18 protein-coding genes are annotated in these 19,706 nt (G+C 60.2%); 14 read left to right on the forward strand and 4 right to left on the reverse strand.

The annotated features are described in order from the left end of the window. The first annotated feature begins 237 nt into the window (after positions 1-237). The 11 genes from ABEB22_RS06065 (at position 238) to ABEB22_RS06115 (ending at position 11,864) form a co-directional block, all read left to right on the forward strand. Complete coding sequence (locus ABEB22_RS06065; protein ID WP_406871060.1) at positions 238-810, forward strand: hypothetical protein; 573 nt, start codon at positions 238-240, stop codon at positions 808-810. Between the two features lie 88 nt (positions 811-898). Continuing rightward, the gene (gene ahcY / locus ABEB22_RS06070) at positions 899-2,284 is read left to right on the forward strand and encodes an adenosylhomocysteinase (RefSeq protein WP_339113775.1); all 1,386 of its coding nucleotides are present in this window, start codon (positions 899-901) and stop codon (positions 2,282-2,284) included. Between the two features lie 169 nt (positions 2,285-2,453). Continuing rightward, positions 2,454-3,953: a hypothetical protein gene (locus ABEB22_RS06075; RefSeq protein WP_406871061.1), complete on the forward strand. Its 1,500-nt coding sequence runs from the start codon at positions 2,454-2,456 to the stop codon at positions 3,951-3,953. Between the two features lie 69 nt (positions 3,954-4,022). Next, on the forward strand, positions 4,023-5,372 hold the full coding sequence (locus ABEB22_RS06080; protein WP_339113773.1) for a TldD/PmbA family protein: 1,350 nt from the start codon (positions 4,023-4,025) through the stop codon (positions 5,370-5,372). A 13-nt stretch (positions 5,373-5,385) separates the two neighbouring features. Then, positions 5,386-6,147, forward strand: a complete 762-nt coding sequence (locus ABEB22_RS06085) for a 3'(2'),5'-bisphosphate nucleotidase CysQ (protein WP_339113772.1) — start codon at positions 5,386-5,388, stop codon at positions 6,145-6,147. 99 nt (positions 6,148-6,246) lie between these two features. Beyond that, complete coding sequence (locus tag ABEB22_RS06090; RefSeq protein WP_339113771.1) at positions 6,247-6,645, forward strand: hypothetical protein; 399 nt, start codon at positions 6,247-6,249, stop codon at positions 6,643-6,645. Positions 6,646-6,698: 53 nt separating this feature from the next. Next, positions 6,699-8,723: a flagellar biosynthesis protein FlhA gene (gene flhA / locus ABEB22_RS06095; protein ID WP_406871129.1), complete on the forward strand. Its 2,025-nt coding sequence runs from the start codon at positions 6,699-6,701 to the stop codon at positions 8,721-8,723. Then, complete coding sequence (locus ABEB22_RS06100) at positions 8,720-9,490, forward strand: flagellar biosynthetic protein FliR (protein ID WP_339113769.1); 771 nt, start codon at positions 8,720-8,722, stop codon at positions 9,488-9,490. The genes flhA and ABEB22_RS06100 overlap by 4 nt, the downstream gene beginning before the upstream one ends. Further along, positions 9,487-10,575, forward strand: a complete 1,089-nt coding sequence (locus tag ABEB22_RS06105) for a flagellar type III secretion system protein FlhB (protein WP_339113768.1) — start codon at positions 9,487-9,489, stop codon at positions 10,573-10,575. The genes ABEB22_RS06100 and ABEB22_RS06105 overlap by 4 nt, the downstream gene beginning before the upstream one ends. Beyond that, positions 10,572-10,946 (forward strand): hypothetical protein, encoded by a 375-nt coding sequence (locus ABEB22_RS06110; RefSeq protein ID WP_339113767.1) that lies wholly within the window; start codon positions 10,572-10,574, stop codon positions 10,944-10,946. Before ABEB22_RS06105 ends, ABEB22_RS06110 begins: the two co-directional genes overlap by 4 nt. A gap of 366 nt (positions 10,947-11,312) precedes the next feature. Further along, a complete protein-coding gene (locus ABEB22_RS06115; RefSeq protein ID WP_406871062.1) occupies positions 11,313-11,864 on the forward strand; it encodes a flavin reductase family protein in 552 nt (183 codons plus the stop codon). 52 nt (positions 11,865-11,916) lie between these two features. Here the strand turns inward: ABEB22_RS06115 and ABEB22_RS06120 are convergent, their stop codons facing one another. The 4 genes from ABEB22_RS06120 to ABEB22_RS06135 are packed head-to-tail and all read right to left on the reverse strand — an operon-like array spanning position 11,917 to position 15,777. Continuing rightward, a complete protein-coding gene (locus ABEB22_RS06120) occupies positions 11,917-12,504 on the reverse strand; it encodes a PqiC family protein (protein WP_339113765.1) in 588 nt (195 codons plus the stop codon). 11 nt (positions 12,505-12,515) lie between these two features. Then, positions 12,516-14,537 carry an intermembrane transport protein PqiB gene (locus ABEB22_RS06125; RefSeq protein WP_406871063.1) on the reverse strand — a complete coding sequence of 674 codons (2,022 nt, stop codon included), beginning with the start codon at positions 14,535-14,537 and terminating at the stop codon, positions 12,516-12,518. Continuing rightward, positions 14,534-15,187: a paraquat-inducible protein A gene (locus tag ABEB22_RS06130; RefSeq protein WP_406871064.1), complete on the reverse strand. Its 654-nt coding sequence runs from the start codon at positions 15,185-15,187 to the stop codon at positions 14,534-14,536. The genes ABEB22_RS06125 and ABEB22_RS06130 overlap by 4 nt, the downstream gene beginning before the upstream one ends. Next, on the reverse strand, positions 15,163-15,777 hold the full coding sequence (locus ABEB22_RS06135; protein ID WP_339113762.1) for a paraquat-inducible protein A: 615 nt from the start codon (positions 15,775-15,777) through the stop codon (positions 15,163-15,165). The genes ABEB22_RS06130 and ABEB22_RS06135 overlap by 25 nt, the downstream gene beginning before the upstream one ends. Before the next feature lie 144 nt (positions 15,778-15,921). Between ABEB22_RS06135 and ABEB22_RS06140 the strand changes: the two genes are divergently transcribed. The 3 genes from ABEB22_RS06140 to flgK all read left to right on the forward strand — a co-directional run bounded on the left by ABEB22_RS06140 (position 15,922) and on the right by flgK (position 19,705). Next, on the forward strand, positions 15,922-16,764 hold the full coding sequence (locus tag ABEB22_RS06140; protein ID WP_339113761.1) for a flagellar motor protein MotB: 843 nt from the start codon (positions 15,922-15,924) through the stop codon (positions 16,762-16,764). 127 nt (positions 16,765-16,891) lie between these two features. Then, positions 16,892-18,217 carry a flagellar hook-basal body complex protein gene (locus ABEB22_RS06145; RefSeq protein ID WP_339113760.1) on the forward strand — a complete coding sequence of 442 codons (1,326 nt, stop codon included), beginning with the start codon at positions 16,892-16,894 and terminating at the stop codon, positions 18,215-18,217. Positions 18,218-18,250: 33 nt separating this feature from the next. Beyond that, positions 18,251-19,705 (forward strand): flagellar hook-associated protein FlgK, encoded by a 1,455-nt coding sequence (gene flgK, locus ABEB22_RS06150; protein ID WP_350938347.1) that lies wholly within the window; start codon positions 18,251-18,253, stop codon positions 19,703-19,705. The last annotated feature ends 1 nt before the right edge of the window (position 19,706 follow it).

Consider the following 19,706-nt stretch of genomic DNA (forward strand, 5'->3'; position numbering starts at 1 on the left):
AATCACTCGGGCCCTATTGTCGATCCAAGCGCCGGGCGGCTGATGGCTCCCATCGGGCTGGTCGGGATTATCAGGTTTTTACAGGCTAGGGGAAGACCTCTTCCACGCGGCGCATATGTGGCGGTGCGGGAGAGCTTTGTGCCTGATTCAGGCCGGATATGACGTCAAACCAGCAATTCGGGAACAAATACGGACACGGCGCGTTGAGGTCACGAACAGGACGTAAGGAGGAACATCATGCGCCTCGGCCCGAAGAAAATTGCAGCACTCACCGCCGCTTCCGCTCTTGCGGTGGCACTTCCCGTTACGGTCGCCATGTCCAAGGTCAATGGCTTGGGAGCGATCGAGATGGAGATTCCGCAGATCGGAACGGCAGCAGCGCAGGCCGAGCCAGCAACTGCACATGATGTTCAGGATGTTGCCTATCAGGGTGATATGGGGGAGGCCGATATGGGCCGCCCGATGGATGGTCCGATGGGGCCGATCTATGGCAATGGCGATCTGTCGCTCTTTGACGAGATCCAGCAGATCGGCGATGATCAGGTCACCAACGTTCCCTATTGCGACCAGCCGGTCACGCTCGACGCGACCCTCAACCATGATTTCGCCGAGAATATGCGTATGGAACGCAAGATTGGCGATCAACGCTCGATCGAGTTCTGGGCCTCCGATGTGATGGGCACATGGACTGCCATCTACAATCGCGCGGATGGTGTGGCTTGCGTGCTGTCCTCGGGTATGGATTGGGAGCGTGGAGACAGCCCCGTTGCTATGCTCGAAAGCGCCGAAATTCTTCCCGTTAAGGGATAAGTGACCACGTTAATTGCCGGCGTTCAATTGCCGAAAGCCAGCCTGAGTGCTAGGTAGGCTTCCAACAGATATAAGTTGGGAGCCGACCATGGCTGATTATGCGATCAAGGACATCGCTCTGGCACCGTACGGGCGCAAAGAGCTGGACATTGCTGAAACCGAAATGCCGGGCCTGATGGCCTGCCGTAGCGAATTTGGCGCATCCAAGCCGCTCAAGGGCGCGCGTATCGTCGGGTCGCTCCATATGACCATTCAGACAGCCGTGCTGATCGAGACCCTTGTGGCTCTTGGCGCGGATGTCCGCTGGGCTTCGTGCAACATCTTCTCGACCCAAGATCACGCGGCAGCGGCCATTGCCGAGTCCGGTGTTCCGGTCTTTGCCGTCAAAGGCCAGTCGCTGGAAGAGCACTGGGATTATCTTGACCGCTCCTTCCAGTTCCCTGAAGGCGCCAATATGATCCTCGATGATGGTGGTGACGCGACGCTCTACGTTCTGCTTGGCGCGCGCGCCGAGGCGGGCGAGGACATCATTCCCGTGCCGCAATCGGAAGAGGAAGCCGTCATCAAGGCGCAGATCAAAAAGCGTATGGAGCAATCCCCGGGCTGGTTCACCAAGACCCGCGACGCGATCAAGGGTGTGTCGGAAGAGACCACCACCGGCGTGCACCGCCTCTATGATCTGCACAAGAAGGGCCAGCTTCCCTTCCCCGCGATCAATGTCAACGACTCCGTCACCAAGTCGAAATTCGACAATAAATACGGCTGTAAGGAATCGCTCGTGGACGGCATCCGCCGCGCGACCGATGTGATGATGGCGGGTAAGGTCGCTGTTGTCTGCGGTTATGGCGATGTGGGTAAAGGATCGGCAGCCTCGCTGCGTGGTGCAGGTGCCCGCGTGAAGGTGACCGAAGTCGACCCGATCTGCGCGCTTCAGGCCGCGATGGACGGGTTCGAGGTCGTGCTGCTGGAAGACGTGATCGCTGATGTGGATATCGTCATCACCACCACCGGCAACAAGGACATTGTCCGCATCGAGCATATGCGCGAGATGAAGGATATGGCGATCCTCGGCAATATCGGTCACTTCGATAACGAGATCCAGGTTGCGGCTCTGAAGAACCACAAATGGACCAATATCAAGGAACAGGTGGATATGATCGAGATGCCCTCGGGCAACCGTATCATCCTTCTGTCCGAAGGCCGCTTGCTGAACCTCGGGAACGCGACCGGTCACCCGTCCTTCGTGATGTCGGCCTCCTTCACCAATCAGGTTCTGGCGCAGATCGAGCTGTGGACAAAGGGCGAGGACTATCAGCCGGGCGTCTACATCCTGCCCAAGGCGCTCGACGAGAAGGTCGCCCGTCTGCATCTGGCTCGGATTGGCGTGAAGCTGACCGAACTGAAGCCCGATCAGGCCGAATATATCGGTGTAACGGTAGAGGGCCCCTATAAGCCCGAGCATTACCGTTACTGATCTATCGATCAGATGATCCCGAAGCCCCGGTTCGCGCCGGGGCTTTTTCTTTGGAGGCAAACGACGCCGTGTAACAACGAGAAGATGATCGGTCCGGTCGGGCGGACGGGGTTGACGCGGCGGGCGGCAGGCTGGATTGTGGGCGAAATTTCGTTGAAGGGGGCTTTTGATGGCTCGGATTACTGGGGTTGCGGTAACCGCGACCTGTCTGGCAATGATCGGCAGCGCCGGTTTCGCGGATGTGACGGCGCAGGATGTTTGGGAAAATGTGCAGGATCTCTATCGCGGCATGGGCTTCGAGGTCTCTGCCCGATCCGTGACGCCGACCGAAAAGGGCCTGACGGTTTCCGGCATCACCCTTGCGCGCGATAACAACGTGACGGATGAGGTGAAAACCTCCAACAGCTTTACGGTTCCGCAGATCGAATTCATCGAGATCGGTGACGGGCGTGTGCGCGTGGATGTGTCCGACCAGATCAAGGGTGTGGGCAAAACCGTAGGCGGTGATGGCAAGGATCTCGTCAGCTCCACGACCGAGTTCGATCTGACGGGCGATGATATCGTGGCCTCTGGCGACCCGAAGAATGTGCATTACCAGATGGGGCTCGAGGCGTTGACGCTGGGGATGCGCCAGACCGTCCACCAGCCCGAGGCCGATTTTCCGACCGATCTGACCTTCGGGCTGACCGGTGTGAAGGGGGATTATACCGTCGATCTGCGCGAGGGCTCGCAGCAGACGGGCAGCTATCATATCGACAGCGCCTCGCTGAACGGCAAAGGCACCGATCCGGCCGGTGGCAGCTTCACCGTTTCGGGCGGGGCACAACAGATCGATAGCAAGATGGCAACGGCGATCCCTGCCGGTGTGAAACTCGAAGCCGTAGGGGCCTATGGCGCGCCCGGTGTGTCGAGCCAGCTCGATAGCACGACCGGCCCGATCAAACTCGATCTGGAGACCCAGTCCGAGGATGGCGATGCCAAGATCCATTTCGCGGCCGATCATGGCAGCCAGACTGTCAGCATGATGGATGGCACTGCTCGCTATCATGCCATTGGTGACGCGATCAAAATGGATGTGCTGGCCCCCAATATGCCCTTCGAGGCATCCTTCGGGCTTGACCATGCGGAAGGCGGGCTGAGCTTCCCAACGACCAAAGGCGATGCACTCAAGCCTTTCGGGGTGGATCTGGCCCTGAAAGGTGTGACGCTTGATGACCAGATCTGGCGGATGCTGGACCCGCAGGGCAAGCTGCCGCATGATCCGGCGCAGCTGGAGCTGAAGCTGTCGGGCCATGCCAAGGTCAATCAGGATCTCTTTGACGAGAATTTCGGCCAGCTGCCGGTCTCGCCGGGCGAATTGCGCGATCTCAATCTCGATATGCTGCATCTCAATGCGGTGGGGCTCGACCTGACGGGCAATGGTGCGGTGACCTTCGATGGCGGTTCTGCAATGCCGTGGCCTGTGGGTAAGGTGCATCTGGCGCTGAGCGGGGCCAAGGGTCTGATGGGCACGCTGACCGAGATGGGGCTTCTACCGCAGGATCAGGCAATGTTTGCCCAGATGATTCTCGGGCTATATGCAAGATCAACCGGCGACGATGCGATGGAGACCGATCTGGAATTCACCCAAGACGGGCATATTCTGGCAAACGGCCAAACTATCCAGTAAGAGCAATCAAACTCGTGTGAGTCGCCCGGCCCGCGCCGGGCGTCTTGCCATCTGACGGAAGGAGATCCCATGTCTGGTACCGATCTTAGCGATCTGACAGCCCGGCTTCTGGACGCGGCCAAGAAGGCCGGTGCGGAAGCTGCGGATGCAATGGCGGTGGATGGCACGGCCGTGTCCATCGACGTGCGGCAGGGAGCTCTGGAACAGGCCGAGCGCGCCGAGGGCGTGGAGATCGGTCTGCGCGTGCTGATCGGCGGGCGTCAGGCCTGCGTGTCGGCCTCCGATATTTCCGACCGGACCATTGGTGATATGGCCGAACGCGCCGTCACTATGGCCCGTATCGCGCCCGAAGATCCCTATGCAGGGCTTGCCGACCCCTCGCAGCTGGCGCGTGACTGGGATCTGGCGGTGCTCGAGCTGAACGATCCAACCGAAGACCCGAGCGCGCAGGCGCTGGAAGAGGATGCGCTGCGTCTGGAGGCTGCGGCCTTGGGCGTGGAAGGGATCACTCAGGTCTCGGCGGCTTCGGCCTCCTTCACCCGTCAGCGAGTCGAGCTGGCCGCGAGCAATGGCTTCTCGGGCGGCTACGCGCGCTCATCGCGCGGGCTTTCGGGCGTGGCGATCTCGGGTGAGGGCCTGAAGATGGAGCGTGATTACGCAGGTGAAAGCCGCATCTTCCAATCCGATCTGCCGAGCCCTGAAGAGGTTGGCCGTCTGGCCGCAGAACGCACTGTGGCCCGCCAGAACCCGCGCCGCCCGAAAACCGGAGCCTATCCGGTAATGATCGACGAGCGGGTGTCGTCGAGCCTGATCTCGCATCTACTCTCGGCGGTGAACGGTTCCTCTGTGGCGCGCGGGTCGTCATGGTTGCGAAATGCGATGGGCGAGCAGGTCCTGCCCGAGGGGATGTCGCTTCTCGAGGACCCGCATCGCGTGCGTGTGCAGGGCTCGCGTCCGTTCGATGCCGAAGGTCTGCCGACCGCCAAGCGGGTGATCGTCGAGAACGGGATCCTGAAAAGCTGGACGCTGGATCTGGCGACCGCACGTAAACTGGGGCTGGAAAGCACCGGCAATGCCTCCCGCGGTCTGTCTTCGGCGCCGGGGCCGGCGGCGGGCAATATCGCCCTGACCCAAGGAACGAAATCCCAAAGCGAGCTTTTGGCCGAGATGGGCACCGGACTTCTGGTGACCTCGTTCATTGGCGCGACGATCAACCCCAATACGGGCGATTATTCGCGCGGGGCCAGCGGGTTCTGGGTCGAGAACGGGCAGATCGTCTATCCGGTGAATGAATGCACCATCGCGGGTAATTTGCGCGATATGCTGAGGGGGCTTGTGGCCGCGAATGACGCACGCACCCATCTGAGCCATGTGGTGCCGTCGCTTCTGGTCGAGGGGTTGACGCTTGCCGGTGAGTAACTATCGAGACGATTTGCAACTGTTGGAAAGTGTCGCCCGCGAGGCGGGGGATCTGTCGCTGAAATACTGGAAGCAGTCGCCCGAGGCGTGGAACAAGCCTGCCGATGCGGGCCCTGTCTCCGAGGCCGATCTGGCGGTGAACGACTTCCTCGAAGCGCGGTTGCGGGGCGCGCGGCCCGATTACGGCTGGCTTTCGGAAGAAAGCGTGGACAGCACCGAGCGGCTTGAAAACGAACGTGTTTTTATCATCGATCCGATTGATGGCACACGGGCATTCCTCAATGAAGATCCGGGCTTTGGACAGGCGATTGCGGTGGTCGAGAACGGGCGCGTGGTGGCGGGCGTGGTGCATATGCCGGCCCTTGCGCTGACCTATACCGCGACAGCCGATGGCCCTGCGCTTCTCAACGGGACGCCGATCCGGCCCAGCAACGCGACGCGGATCCGCGGCGCGACCGTGCTGACCTCGAAATTCAGCGATGATCCGGGGATCTGGCTGAACGGGTTCCCGGGCTACAAGCGCTCTTTGCGGCCGTCGATGGCATGGCGGCTCTGTCTGGTGGCCGAAGGCCGGTTCGATGCGACGATTTCCATGCGGAAATCCTGGGAATGGGACGTGGCCGCAGCCAGTCTGATTGCCGAGCGGGCAGGGGTCACCGTGACCAACCGTCTGGGCGAGCCCTTCGGGTTCAACCGCCCTGAATGTCAGGAAGACGGGCTGGTTGTTGCGCCGCCCGAGCTGCATGCGGATTTCATGGCACAGCTGCGGAACTGACATCCTATAAAACTTTAATAAAAGTCGCTGGTTACCAATTGCTAACGATTTCGGCCTAGCGTCCCACAAAGCAAGAATTGCGTTTGCGGGGCGAATCCCATGGTTGAATTCCGGCGGCTGGTGGCTGTCTTTTTACTCGGTCTCCTCGGGCTCTCGTCCGGGGCTTTTGCGGAGGATGCGCCGCTCTCGGCATTGCGTGCCGATCTGATGTCGGTCTGGAACGATCCGGCATCCTCGGATGACCCCGATGCATTGCCGGATCTTCCGCAGATGCCGGAGATCGCGCAGCTTCCCGATGGCAGCGTGCTGCGGGCCGACAGGCAGGCGGAAGAGCCTCCCGAGCCCCGGATCAATACCTATCCTTTCTTCCAGCAGGGCACGGCAGCCTCTTCGACCGCTGCGGGGAGCCTTTTTGCCATCGCACCGCCGATGATGGAGCCGATGGAGGATATCTCCGCCGGTAGCGATGATCTCGAGATTGCGGAGGAGCAGCCGTGAAACTCACCATCGCGCAGATCTTCCAGCCGACGATCCTTCTGGCCCTCGCCCTGATGGCGGTCATCGTGATGATGATCCTTCCGGTGCCGTCATGGGTGCTGGATCTGGGGTTGGCGGTATCCTTTGCCATCGCCATCCTGATTTTCACCGTGACGCTGTTCATCGAGCGGCCGCTCGATTTCTCGTCCTTCCCGACGGTCCTGCTGACATCGATGATGCTGCGGCTCTCGCTCAACGTCTCCTCGACCAAACTGATCATCGGGCAGGGTCATACCGGCACCGGCGCCGCAGGCGGCGTGATCGAGGGCTTTGCGAACTTCATCATGGGCGGCTCGGTCCTGATCGGCCTTGTGGTATTCTGCGTGATCCTGATCGTGAACTTCATCGTGATCACCAAGGGCGCGGGCCGGATGGCCGAGGTGGGCGCCCGTTTCGCACTCGACGCGATGCCGGGCAAGCAGCTGGCCATCGATGCCGATATGAGCGCCGGTGCTATCGATCACGCCGAGGCGCGCGCACGGCGCGAGCGCGAGCAGAAGGAGACGACCTTCTTCGGCTCGCTCGATGGGGCCTCGAAATTCGTGAAGGGCGATGCGGTTGCGGGTCTGATGATCACGCTGTTGAACATGATCGTCGGCCTGACCATCGGCATGGCGGTGCACGGGATGCCGCTGATGAGCGCGCTCGAAACCTACGCGATCCTGACCGTGGGCGATGGTCTGGTCAGCCAGATCCCCGCCGTCATCATCTCCATCGCCACCGCGATCCTTTTGTCGCGTGGCGGCGCAAGCGGCACGGCCGATAGCGATCTGTTCGGCCAGCTCTCGAAATATCCGCCGGCGCTGATCACCGTGGGAGTGCTGATGGCGCTCTTCGCTCTGGTGCCGGGCCTGCCCTTCACGCCCTTCATGCTGGGGGCTGCCGCGCTGGGAGGTTCGGCCTTCTACCTGCACAAGAAAACCCGCAAAGAGGAGGCGAAGGCCGCAATGCGCGTGCCGCCGCCCGAACCCAAGAAGAAAAAATCCATGGGTGATGTGCTGGATGTGGATGATATCCATGTCGAGTTCTCCGCCGATCTGGTGGCGATGGCGCTTGATCCTGCCACCGGCCTTGATGTGCGGATCAACAATATGCGCAACCATGTGGCCTCGAGTTTCGGGCTTATCCTGCCCGAGATCCGGCTGACCGACGATTCCACACTGGCGCCCGGTGAATACCGTATCCGTATTCAGGGGGTCGAGCAGGCGCGTGACAGGCTCTATCCGGAAAAGGTGCTGGCGCTTCTGGCCGATAATGCCGAACTGCTGCCCAAAGGCGAGAATGTGCGCGAGCCGGTCTATGGCGCGCCCGCGCGCTGGGTGCCGCAGGATGCACAGGAAGAAGCGGCGCTCAGCGGGTCGACGGTGGTGAGCCCGACCGAGGTGCTGGCGACCCATCTCCTCGAGGTTATCAAATCGAATTTCGGCCGTCTGATGACGCTCAGGGCGCTTCGCCGGTTGCTCGAAGAGGTGGGCAATCTCAGCGATCCGGCACGAGGCGAGGCCAACCGCCGTATCCTCGACGAGCTGGTTCCCGACAAGGTGTCCATCGACATGCTTCTGGCCGTTCTGCGGCTGCTCCTGGAAGAGCGGGTGTCGATCCGCAATCTCCTGCTGATCGTCGAGGCGATCGCCGAGGCTCGGGGCATGTCCTCGCCCGAGATGATCACCGAGCATGTGCGCCAGCGTCTGGGCTTCCAGCTTGTGGCCGAATACCGGCGAGAGGATGGCACGCTGCCGCTTCTGCAACTGGCCCCCGAATGGGAAGAGACCTTCAGTGCCTATCAGCTGCCGGACAATAACGGGAATGGCGATATCGCGCTGCCGCCCGAGAAATTCTCGCGGCTGGTCAATAACATCGCCGAACGGATCGCGCGGGTGGGCGAGCAGGGCGTGTTCCCGGCCATCGTGACCTCGGCGCGCCGGCGGCGCTATATCAAGACCGTGCTCGGAGCAAAGGGCATTGCCGCGCCTGTTCTGTCCTTCGAGGAAATCGGTCTGGATGCGAAACCCGCGATGCTCGGGGTGGTGCCGGTATGATCGATCTTGCCGCGCAGGTGCTGGATCTGACCCATCAGGGCTTCATGATCGCGTTTGCCGTGTTCCTGCGGGTGGGGGCAATGGTCTCGGTCATGCCGGGCTTCGGTGAGAGCTACCTGACGACCCGCGTGAAACTGGCGATGGCGCTGGCCTTCACGGCAGTTGTGGCCCCCGCGGTCAGCCCCGATCTGATGGGCCTGCCGCATGAGATCGGTCTGGATGTTATCCTGCCCGAGACCGCGATCGGGCTGCTGATCGGGGTGATCATGCGGATGTTCATGTATGCGCTGCAGACCGCAGGAATGATCATCGCGCAGGCCACGTCGCTTGCGCAGATGTTCGGCATGGGCGGTGAATCCCAGCCGGCGGTGGGCTTCATGCTGTCGATGGCGGGGGTGGCGCTGGCCTTTGCGATGGGGCTGCATGTGCAAGCGGCCGAGCTGATGATCGGGTCCTATCAGGCCTTCCCTTTCGCGCAGTTTCCGGCCCCCGATCTGGTGCGTGACTGGGGCGTGGCAGGGGTGGCAAAAGCCTTCCGTCTGGCCTTCTCCATTGCCATGCCCTTCGTGGTTCTGGGGCTCGTCTATAACGCCGCGCTCGGGGTCATCAACCGCGCCATGCCGCAGCTGATGGTGGCGATGGTCGGCGCTCCCGCCATCACTCTGGGCGGGATCCTCCTCATGGCGGTTGCGCTCCCCACGGGGCTGGTTGTCTGGCGTGAGGCCTTCGGTGATTTCCTCTTCAATCCCCTGTCGGTGATGCGATGAGCGGGGATTCAGACGAAAGTGAAAAGGAATACGAGGCCACACAGCAGAAGCTGGATCGGGCCCGCGAGAAGGGCGACCTTGTCAAATCCGCCGAGATGACCGTTGCGGCCTCTTATGCTGGCGTGCTGCTGGCATCCTATGCGTTCGGGGGCAATACGCTGATGACGCTTGGCTCCCGCCTGATGGATTTTCTGGGCAAGGCCGATATGCTGCAGGAGCAGATGGACTCGGGGGCCTCGACCGTTGCCGGAGCCATTCTGGGTGAGGTGGTGACGCCGCTGGTGATGTGGTTCATCGTGCCGATGGTGCTCGTTCTGGCGGCCTTGCTGGTTCAGAAGGCGATCGTCTTCGCACCGGACAAGCTGATGCCGAAAGGCAGCCGCATCAACCCGCTTGCCAATGCCAAGCAGAAATTCGGGCCGACGGGGCTGTTCGAATTCGTGAAAAGCTTCGTGAAGCTGGTGGTTGTCTCGGTTCTACTCGGTTGGTTTATCTCGCGCCATATCAACCGGATACTGATCTCGCAGCGGGTTGGCGTTGACCTGGCCACCAAAGACCTGATGCATATCATCCTCGAGTTTCTGGCGCTTGTGACGCTTCTGGCGGTGGTCATCAGCACGATCGACTATCTCTGGCAACGCTACGAGTTCCTGAAACGCCAGAAGATGACCCGCAAGGAACTGATGGACGAGATGAAATCGGCCGAGGGCGACCCGCATATGAAGGCACAGCGCCGTCAGCGCGGGGTCGAGATCGCGATGAACCAGATGATGGGTGAAGTGCCGAAGGCCGATGTGGTTCTGGTCAACCCGACCCATTATGCCGTCGCGCTCAAATGGGACCGCGCGGCCAAGCGTGCGCCGGTCTGCATCGCCAAAGGGGTGGATGATATCGCGCTGAAGATCCGCGAGATCGCCGCCGAGAACAATATTCCGATCCATCGCGATCCGCCGACCACGCGCGCGCTTTACGCGACGCTCGATATCGGGGACGAGATCAAGACCGAGCATTACAAGCCGGTGGCAGCGGCGATCCGCTTTGCGGACAAGATGCGCCAGCGCGCGCGGCAGAGGAGGGGCGCATGAGCCAGCAGGGATATTCACGGATGATCGCTATTGCAGCGATGATGAAAGACGTCGAACTGGGGAAGCTGGCGCGACTGAAACAGGCACAGGACTTGCTGGCAATGAAACAGGGCGAGATCAACGCTTCGGCCAGCACTGCTCTGCGTCAGCCGGTGCAGGATATGACCGATCTGAAGATGATCGAATCCTATCGCTCCTGGGCGGGCCGCAAGGTGGCCGCGCTGGAGAAGGAAAAGCGCGGCATGGATGCGCAGGTCGAACAGGCGCGCCAGCGTTCGGCGCGGCGCTTCGGCCAGCACATGGCGCTGACCCGGATCGACGAACAGCTCCGCGATCAGGCAAAGATCGAGAAGCTGCGTAAACAGGAGTGAGGCTTTCAGGGAGGGAGGAGAGCTGTCTGACCGGTTTCGGGGGAGGAGGACCGGCTTCGATCAGACAGCTCTATGGGTGCCTTTGCAGGAACCTGAAGGAAAGAAGCATATATTCCGTATCTCCACTCTCCGCGATTTCGCGACTTTCCTCAAAGCCTAAGGGGGGATTGTCAGAGAAAACGGGGTTAAAATAATCAAATGAACAAAAAATATGCACCTTTTTCGCGTAGGGTCCAAAATGCGGGCCGTCTGCAGTTACACCGGACAGAAGCGGCCCCTGTCTGTCTCACGGCAGGGTGATACAAAGGGTTGCACCGCCGGGAGGACGGGTTATCTGTTGCTCAGCGGCAAACAGACGGGATCACAATGACGGAAAGCGATAGAATAGACGCAGCGATTGGGGCAGCTGAAGAGAGCGGGAGCGTCCAGCTGGCAAATCCGGCGGATATCCGGTCGCTGCGAACGGCTCTGGGGCGCTTTGCGACGGGCGTGACCGTGGTCACCGCGCGCCGCGACGAGCCGGAGGCTGCGCCTTTAGGGATCGTGGCCAATAGTTTCGCCTCCGTGTCGCTCGATCCGCCGCTTGTGCTGTGGTCTCCGGCGCGGGCCTCGGTGAGGCATGCGCATTTCACCGCCGCCAAGGCCTTCTCGATCCATGTGCTGCATGACGGGCAGGCCGATCTGATCTCGCGCTTCGGGCGCGACGGGAAGGGTTTCGACGGGCTGCCGCATGGGTTCAATACCGAGAATGTGCCGGTTCTGGACAGTTATCATGCGCGTTTCGACTGTATGACAGAGACGATGCATGAGGGCGGCGACCATACGATCATTATCGGACGCGTCCTGCGCTTTGCCAGCGGAACGGGTGAGCCGATGCTCTTTGCCCATGGCAAATTCGGCAAATTCGAAAGCCTGTGAGGACGATTTCTCCGTAAAAAAGGCCCCGATTTCGGGGCCTTTTCTTTTTGGGCTATTTGAGTTGGGCGATCTGTGCCGCCAGCTGGCTGAGAGCGGCACTCTGGGTGCGGGCGATCAGACCAGGATCGGCATCCTTGCCGGTGGGGCCATTCATTGGCACCGCGATGGCGAAACGGTGCACCGTGTCCCCGCCCGAGGCGGAATAGCTGGCGGGCGAGACATAATAGACCCCGTCCAAGTGCACGGCCCCATCGGCTGCGGCGATGAACCGTTCCACACGCACCTCGATCCGGCGCTGCGGTTCCGAGGCCAGCGGCCAGGGTTCCGCCACGACGGTGGCGCCCGACATCTCGGAGATCTGGCGTGCCAGCGCCAGCGTCATCGACCGGCGCGGCGCATCTGCCCAGATATTGTCGGGGCTCGAGCGCAGCGCGCCATCTGCCGTCTGGAAGGCGATCTCCTGACCCGAGGCGTAATCGGGCAGGGAGATCTCGCGCAGTTCGGCGCGGCCCAGACGGTCGGGAAGCGTGTCCTTGGCCGTGGGCGGATCGATGGCATATTGCGCCGTATCCAGCGGGTTGGAGCAGGCCGCAAGCGCCACAAGCGCGGCCGCGATGCACGATAGGGTCGTTGGTTTCATCACATTCATCCTCAGCGCCCCGTAATGAAGGCTTGCGGGTTACGTTCGATCATGCGCGCCAGCGAGCCGACCGCATCGATCGTGCGGCGGAGGTCGCGCAGCGTGTCCATGACCTGCGAGTTGAAGGTAGAGCGATCTCCGTAAGCGCCCACCAGACCTTGCGCCTGCGTCGTCAGATCCTGCAACTGTTTCGTCAGCGCGGGCAGACGATCGGTCGCCGACTGGATCGAACCTGCTGCATCCTGTGCCGCGGTCAGCGTGCCGTTGAGTTTCTCGGCAACACCGCCCTCCCGTAGCTCGCGCAGCAACTGTGCCAGCTGGTTGAGCGTATCGGAGAGGTTCTGCGGCAGATCTTCGGCGCCCTGACTGTTCAGCATCTTGCGCAGATCGCCCAGAATACCGTCGACCTTGTCGCCGATCTCGCCCAGCGGCATCTCGGAGATCCGTTGCGCCGCCTGGTCGGCGGAGGCCAGCGTATCGTTGAGCCCGTCGATCTGGGTCATCACGCTGTCTGCCGCTTTCGAGACGTTGTCGATGGCCTCCGAGGCTTTTTTGCCGGTGTCGTTGGCGTTCAGATCGTTCACGAGGCTGCGGATCTCGCCCAGCGTGCCGGCAAGCTCGTCGGGGATCTGTTTGGTGCGATCCTGACCGGCAATGGCGGTAATCGACTGGAACATCTGCGTGGCCGAGGTCATCAGTTCCTCAATCGGCAGGCTCTCGACCCGCTTGAACACACCTTCCGCCGAGGTGGCCAGCGAGTTGGCCGTCTGTGGTGCGGTCGGGATGGTCGGGTAGGGCGAGGCGGAGGTGTCCATCTCCGCTTGCGGCCGGTCCGGCACATCGGTCAGCTCGACCACGAGCGTCTGGCCTAGCAGGCCGCTGCCGGTGATGCGGGCGCGTAGGCCGTTGGCGACCTCGTTCTGCAGGAACTGCGTGACGATGTCGTTATCGGTGTTGCGCTCCAGACCCAGACGTTCGGGCGAGAGCGAGATAACCACCTGCTGGCGCGCATATTTGGTGCCAAGACTATCCTCGTCGACCTTGATCGACAGGTCGGTGACCTCACCCGCTTCGACGCCTCGGAACTCGACCTTGGTGCCGATCTCGATGCCCTGCACCGGCTCGTCGAAGAGCAGCGTATAGCGGGCCGGCTCGAAGAACTCGCCGCCGAAGATGGAGTTGCGGGCCTCGTTCTCGTCGCTGAAGAGGCGATAGGGGAAGCCGTTCTGGATGAAGCTGCCGCCCGTGGCCAAGGTATCGAATTCGACCCCGCCCTGCACGATGGAGGCGAGCGAGCGCATGTTGACCGAGACACCGCTGGTGCCGAGATTGACCGAAATACCCGAGGCGTCCCAGAACCGCGTCGTGGTGGTCAGGCGCGAGTTATAGGGTTTGTTAATGAAGGCATCGATCAGCACGCCGCTGCCGCCCTCGTCCAGACGCAGGTTCTGGATCTTGCCGACGGTGAGGCCGCGATAGATGACCGGCGCGCCCTCGGCGAGCCCGCCCGCATCGCGCGCGCGCAGGATGATCTGGGTGCCCGAATTGGGGTCTTCGGTCACCGGGGCCTTGTCGAGACCTTCGAATTCGCTCTGGGCACCGTTGGGTTTGTTATCCCAATATCCTTGAATGAAGCCCCCCGAGAGGACGGTGTCGAGCCGCGAGATCCCCTGTGCCGAGAATTCCGGTTTGACGATCCAGAAGCGTGCATCCTTGTCGATATATTTCGAGACATCGCTATGGACGCGGATCCCCACGCGAACACCACTGAGATCATTGGTGAAACCCACGGACTCAACGGTGCCGACCGTCACTTCACGGTATTTCAGAACGGTCTCCCCGGCCGTGATGCCTGTGGCATCCTTGAAATCGACATAGATCAGCGCGCCCCTGTCGGAATAGGTATGCCATGCGACATAGCCCGTGACGAGCAGCGCGAAAATCGGCACCAGCCAGATTAGTGACAGGCGGGCCCAGAGGGGTTTCTTGGCCTGCGTTTTCTGCAGGTCGGCGGGTTTGGGAACTTCGGTCATTCGGAACTGGGTCTTTCTACGCTACGCCAGATCAGGCGTGGATCGAAACTTTGGGCCGAGAGCATGGTGAATGCCACGGACAGGGCAAAGGCGGCGGCCGCCGAGCCCGGATGGATGGAGGCCACGAAGCCCAGCTGGACGAGGGCGGAGAGGATCGCCACAACGAAGACGTCGATCATCGACCAGCGGCCGATGAACTCCACAATCTCGTAGAGAACGAGCCGCTTGTGCCCGTCCGAGGAGGCATTCGGCTGTGCCGTGCCGGATTTCACCGAGAGGGCCAGATAGGCGACGGCAATGAATTTCGCGATCGGGATACAGACCGAGGCGACAAAGACGATGGCCGCGATGCCGTAGCTGTGGTGGCCCACAAGCGTCAGCACCCCCCCGATGATGGTGGAGGGCGTATCCGAGCCAAGGAATTTCGTATGCATGATCGGATAGACATTGGCGGGGATATAGGCGATGAGCCCCGCCCACCAATAGGCCCAGACCTTGTCGAGGGATTTGAGACTGACCGGATGCAGTCTCGCACCGCAGCGCTCGCAACGGGCATGGTCCTCGGGCCAGACACGGCCACATTGACGGCACCCGATCAGCCCTGCATCCGTCGCAGACAGATATCTCAGTTCTTCCCGATGGCGTCCCATATTACCCACTTGCTCATAAAGCTGTTTTTTAGCGCCATAACGATGATCAGCGCGCAGAAGGCCCAGAAGGCGGGCCCGAAGGAGATGGTGGCCAGGCCACCGACTTTGACAAGTGCGACAGCCGTACCGATGATGAAGATCTCGGCCATGGACCATGGCTGCAGACGCTCGGCCAGACGGAAAATGCCGCGGGCCTTTGGCCATGGCTTATGTCCGAAGCTGAGCGGCAGCAGGACATAGATCAACGCGCCGAAGCGGAAGACGGGAACCCCGATAATCACCCCCACCGTCGCGGCCGAAAGGAGGGCGAACCAGCCGCCCGAGAAGGCGGCTGCGGCGCCGAGGACGGAGCTTTCATGCGAGAGCCCGCGCGTGGAAATCTCGAGAAACGGAAAGCAGAATGCCGCAACCATCAGGATCATGGCGGTAAAGGACAGTGCGACGACATGCAGGAAGGACCGATGGCGCGGAGCGATCAGCAACGTGCCGCAGCAGGCACAGGTCGCGCGTTCATTCTCCTCGAGGTCAGAGAGATGGTGCAGCGTATCACAATGCGGGCAAGCCATCAGCTTGCTGTGATCTTCCGTCATATTCATATCGGGTAATTTAGCTGAGTGGGGCGCGCATACAAGCGCACGACTTCGAGTGAGGCTTAAATACCACGCATTTTAAACGTTAAACAGTGTTTAATTGTGCTCTGCTAGAACCAACTCGGGTGAAAACGAGGTGGTGGCATGAGCTCTGGTGATAATCAGGCCCCGATTATTATTAAACGTAAGAAGGTGTCTGGCGGTGGCGGGCATCACGGCGGCGCATGGAAGGTCGCTTATGCGGATTTCGTGACCGCGATGATGGCGTTCTTCCTTCTGATGTGGCTGTTGAACGCGACAACCGAGAAACAGCGCAAAGGGATCGCGGATTATTTCAACCCGACGATTGCCGTAAACCGGATTTCCGGCGGCGGAGATGGTTCCTTCGGCGGCGATTCCGTTTTCTCCGAGGAGACGATTGCCCAGATGGGCACCGGCGCATCGATGAACCTTCCAACCGAGCAGCGTCAGGCCAAAGGCCAGAACGGTTCGGAGGCGAAGGATGAAAGCGATTCTGCCGAATTCGACCAGGTCGCGGCCAAGATCGAGGAAGCGTTGATGGGTGTGGGCGGCGAGTCCATGGTCACCGACCAGTTGGCCAAGCATATCGTGACGAAGGTCACCGATGAGGGGCTCATTGTCGAATTCTTCGATCTTGTCGACGAGCCGCTTTTCGCGCCCGAAACAGGAACACCTGAACCGATTCTCGAAGAGCTGGTCGCCATGGTTTCTCGTGTCTTTACGCTTGTGCCCAACGAGGTAGCCATTAACGGGTTTACCCGTTCCTACCCGGAAATGCTCAGAACAAATCCGGTCTGGGATCTTTCGACAGAGCGGGTGCAGCAGGTGCGGAAGCTTCTGCAGCAGGACGGCTTTGAAACAAAAAGAATCCAACGGGTTACAGGATTCGCAGATCGTAAGCCTGCCAGTGATATTCCGATGTCGATCCGGAATAACCGGCTGGAAATCATCCTTTTGCGTAACTGATCTGGCGCCTCCTCGCTCCGGTGAGGAGGCAATTTCAGTAAGAATTTTATTCGTTAGGGTGATCTTAAGAGGGCTAAGGCAAATCTGCTGGAGATCGAACGACACGTAGCAGCAGAAAGGCGCATAAATGTCGATTTCCTCCTCGCTTAATGCAGGCGTTGCCGGCCTGGCAGCGAACTCTACCAAGCTCTCGGCAATCTCGGACAACATCGCCAACTCGTCAACCTACGGGTACAAGCGCGTGAATACCGAGTTCGAAAGCATGGTCATTTCTTCAACCGCGGGCTCTTATAGCGCCGGGGGTGTGACCGCCACGACCAACCGCCTGATCGATGAACGTGCGAGCCTTGTCAGCACGTCGAACGCACTTGATTTGGCCGTGACTGGCCGCGGCTTCCTTCCGGTGACCACGGCGACGGCTGTCGAGAACGGAACTGAAGACCAGACCTTGATGATGACGACGACCGGCTCGTTCTCGACCGATGAGGACGGTATCCTGCGGACTGAATCCGGCTTGGTTCTGCTTGGCTGGCCCGCAACTGCAGACGGGACTATCCCGAGCTATCCGCGCGATTCGACGGCAGGTCTCGAACCGATCGTCATCAATCCGAACCAGACGGCGGGTGACCCCACGACCGAAATCAATATGGGCGTGAACCTTCCGGCCGTTGATACCGAGGCGGATGCGACGGGCGAAGCCCAGACGCTGTCGGTTGAGTATTACGGCAACCTCGGCACTTCCGAGACGCTGGAGGTGACCTTCACCCCCACCGTGCCTTCTGCAGGCGCCTCGAACGAATGGACGATGGAAATCCGTGATTCGGCGATTGATACCAGCACGGATCCCGATGCCAATATCGTTGGGACCTACACTCTGCAATTCGCGGATGACCGGATCAATGGCGGGACGCTGTCCGATGTAACGCGCACGTCGACCGCGGGCACCGATTGGGACGCGACGACCGGTATTATCACGGTCGAAGTTGAAGGTGGCCCGATCGAGATCAACTTGGGCACGCAATATGGCACGAATGGCCTGACGCAGCTGTCCGATACGTTCTCGCCGTCTTCAGTGACCCGCGACGGTTCGCCTGTAGGCAGCCTGACCTCGGTCGAGGTTGACGAAAACGGGTATGTGAATGCGACCTATGACACCGGCTTCATTCGAACGATCTACCAGATCCCGATGGTAGATGTGCCGAATGCCAATGGTTTGACCGCACTCGATAGCCAGACCTTCCAGGTTTCGGGCGAATCCGGTGGCTTCTTCCTGTGGAATGCAGGGGATGGCCCGACCGGCGGCATCGAGGGGTATGCCCGTGAAGGGTCCGCCGTTGATGTGGCCAAAGAACTGACGGACCTGATCCAGACGCAGCGTGCCTATTCGTCCAATGCGAAGGTCATCCAGACCGTGGACGAGATGCTGCAAGAAACCACCAATATCAAACGCTGATCTTGAGATAATTCATCTCTGAGGAGACAGAAGATGTCACTTTCCGCTGCCTTTACCAACGCGCTTTCGGGGCTGACCGTCTCGAGCAAGATGGCCCAAGTCGTCTCGTCCAACGTTGCGAATGCAATGACGGAAGGGTACGGGCGGCGGACTGTCGAAACCTCGGCTGTCTCCTCTGGCGGTGTTGGATATGGTGTGAAAATAGACGGGATTTCCCGTCAGGTGAACGAAAGCCTGCTTCAGGACCGCCGTCTTGCGGATGCTGCGGCTGGTGAAGCAAGCGTAACCGCCGATTTCTATGCGTCAGTCGAGGATATGATTGGTGATCCGACCGACGCCAATTCTCTTTCGGCAAAGATGGCAAGCTTTGAATCTGCGCTGGTCGAGGCTGCGAGCTCGCCCGATAGCACAGGTCGTTTGACGACGGTGGTCAACACCGCAAAGGCAGTCGCCGAGCAGTTGAATTCGATGTCGGATGAAATCAACGACATCCGTCTGAGTGCGGATAAGCAGATCGCTAACCAAGTCGATCTTTTGAATACCACTCTGAACCAAGTCGATGATCTGAACGACGAGATTCTAAAGGCTACGACGAATGGCCGTGATGCGACGGCCTTGATGGACGAGCGCCAGGCTTTGATCGACCAGATTTCAGAAATTGTCCCTCTCGAAATCAAAGAGCGCGATAATGGTCAGGTAGCCATCTATACTTCCAACGGCGCAACTTTGCTTGACGGCAAGGTCTACGAGGTTGGATTTACCGAAACCGGCCGGATGGCCGCGAATTTCTCTTTAGAGGGCGGTACGCTCTCTGGTCTGACTGTGAACGGCAAAGAAATTAACACGACGGAGGATGGGGCACTTGGTGGTGGCACGCTCTCGGCGCTTTTCGCAGTGCGAGACGAATTGGCACCGGCTGCACAGGAACAGCTCGATACCGTGGCAAGAGACCTGATCGAACGTTTGAGCTCTTCCGATGTCGACACGACGATCACAACGGGAAGCGCTGGCTTCTTTACCGATTCCGGCTCGGCCTTCGATACCGCTGACGAGTTGGGAATTGCAGGCAGAATCGAGGTCAACGCTGCAATTGACCCTTCTGAAGGAGGAGAAGTCTGGCGTGTCCGTGACGGTATCTACGCGACGACGGCAGGCGACGTGGGTGATAGTACGATCCTCAATAATATCGCAGATGCCTTGAGTGCGACCCGCGCAGCCTCTTCGTCAGCATTCGGTGGCAGTAGCTATTCCGCCTCCGGTCTGATGTCAGAATTGTTGTCGAACTACTCAACGGCCCGTCAAAGCGCTGAATTGACAGAAAGTTACACTACCGCCAAGCAGGAGGCTTTGGTCGAGGAAGAGCTTTCCAACGGGGTCGATACAGATCAGGAGCTGCAATCGCTACTTGTGATCGAGCAATCCTATGCTGCTAACGCAAAAGTAATGCAAACGCTGGATAGTCTAATGCAAGAACTACTGGATCTCTGAC

The organism is Thioclava sp. 'Guangxiensis', from assembly GCF_045348365.1.
In the GTDB taxonomy this organism is placed as follows: domain Bacteria; phylum Pseudomonadota; class Alphaproteobacteria; order Rhodobacterales; family Rhodobacteraceae; genus Thioclava; species Thioclava kandeliae.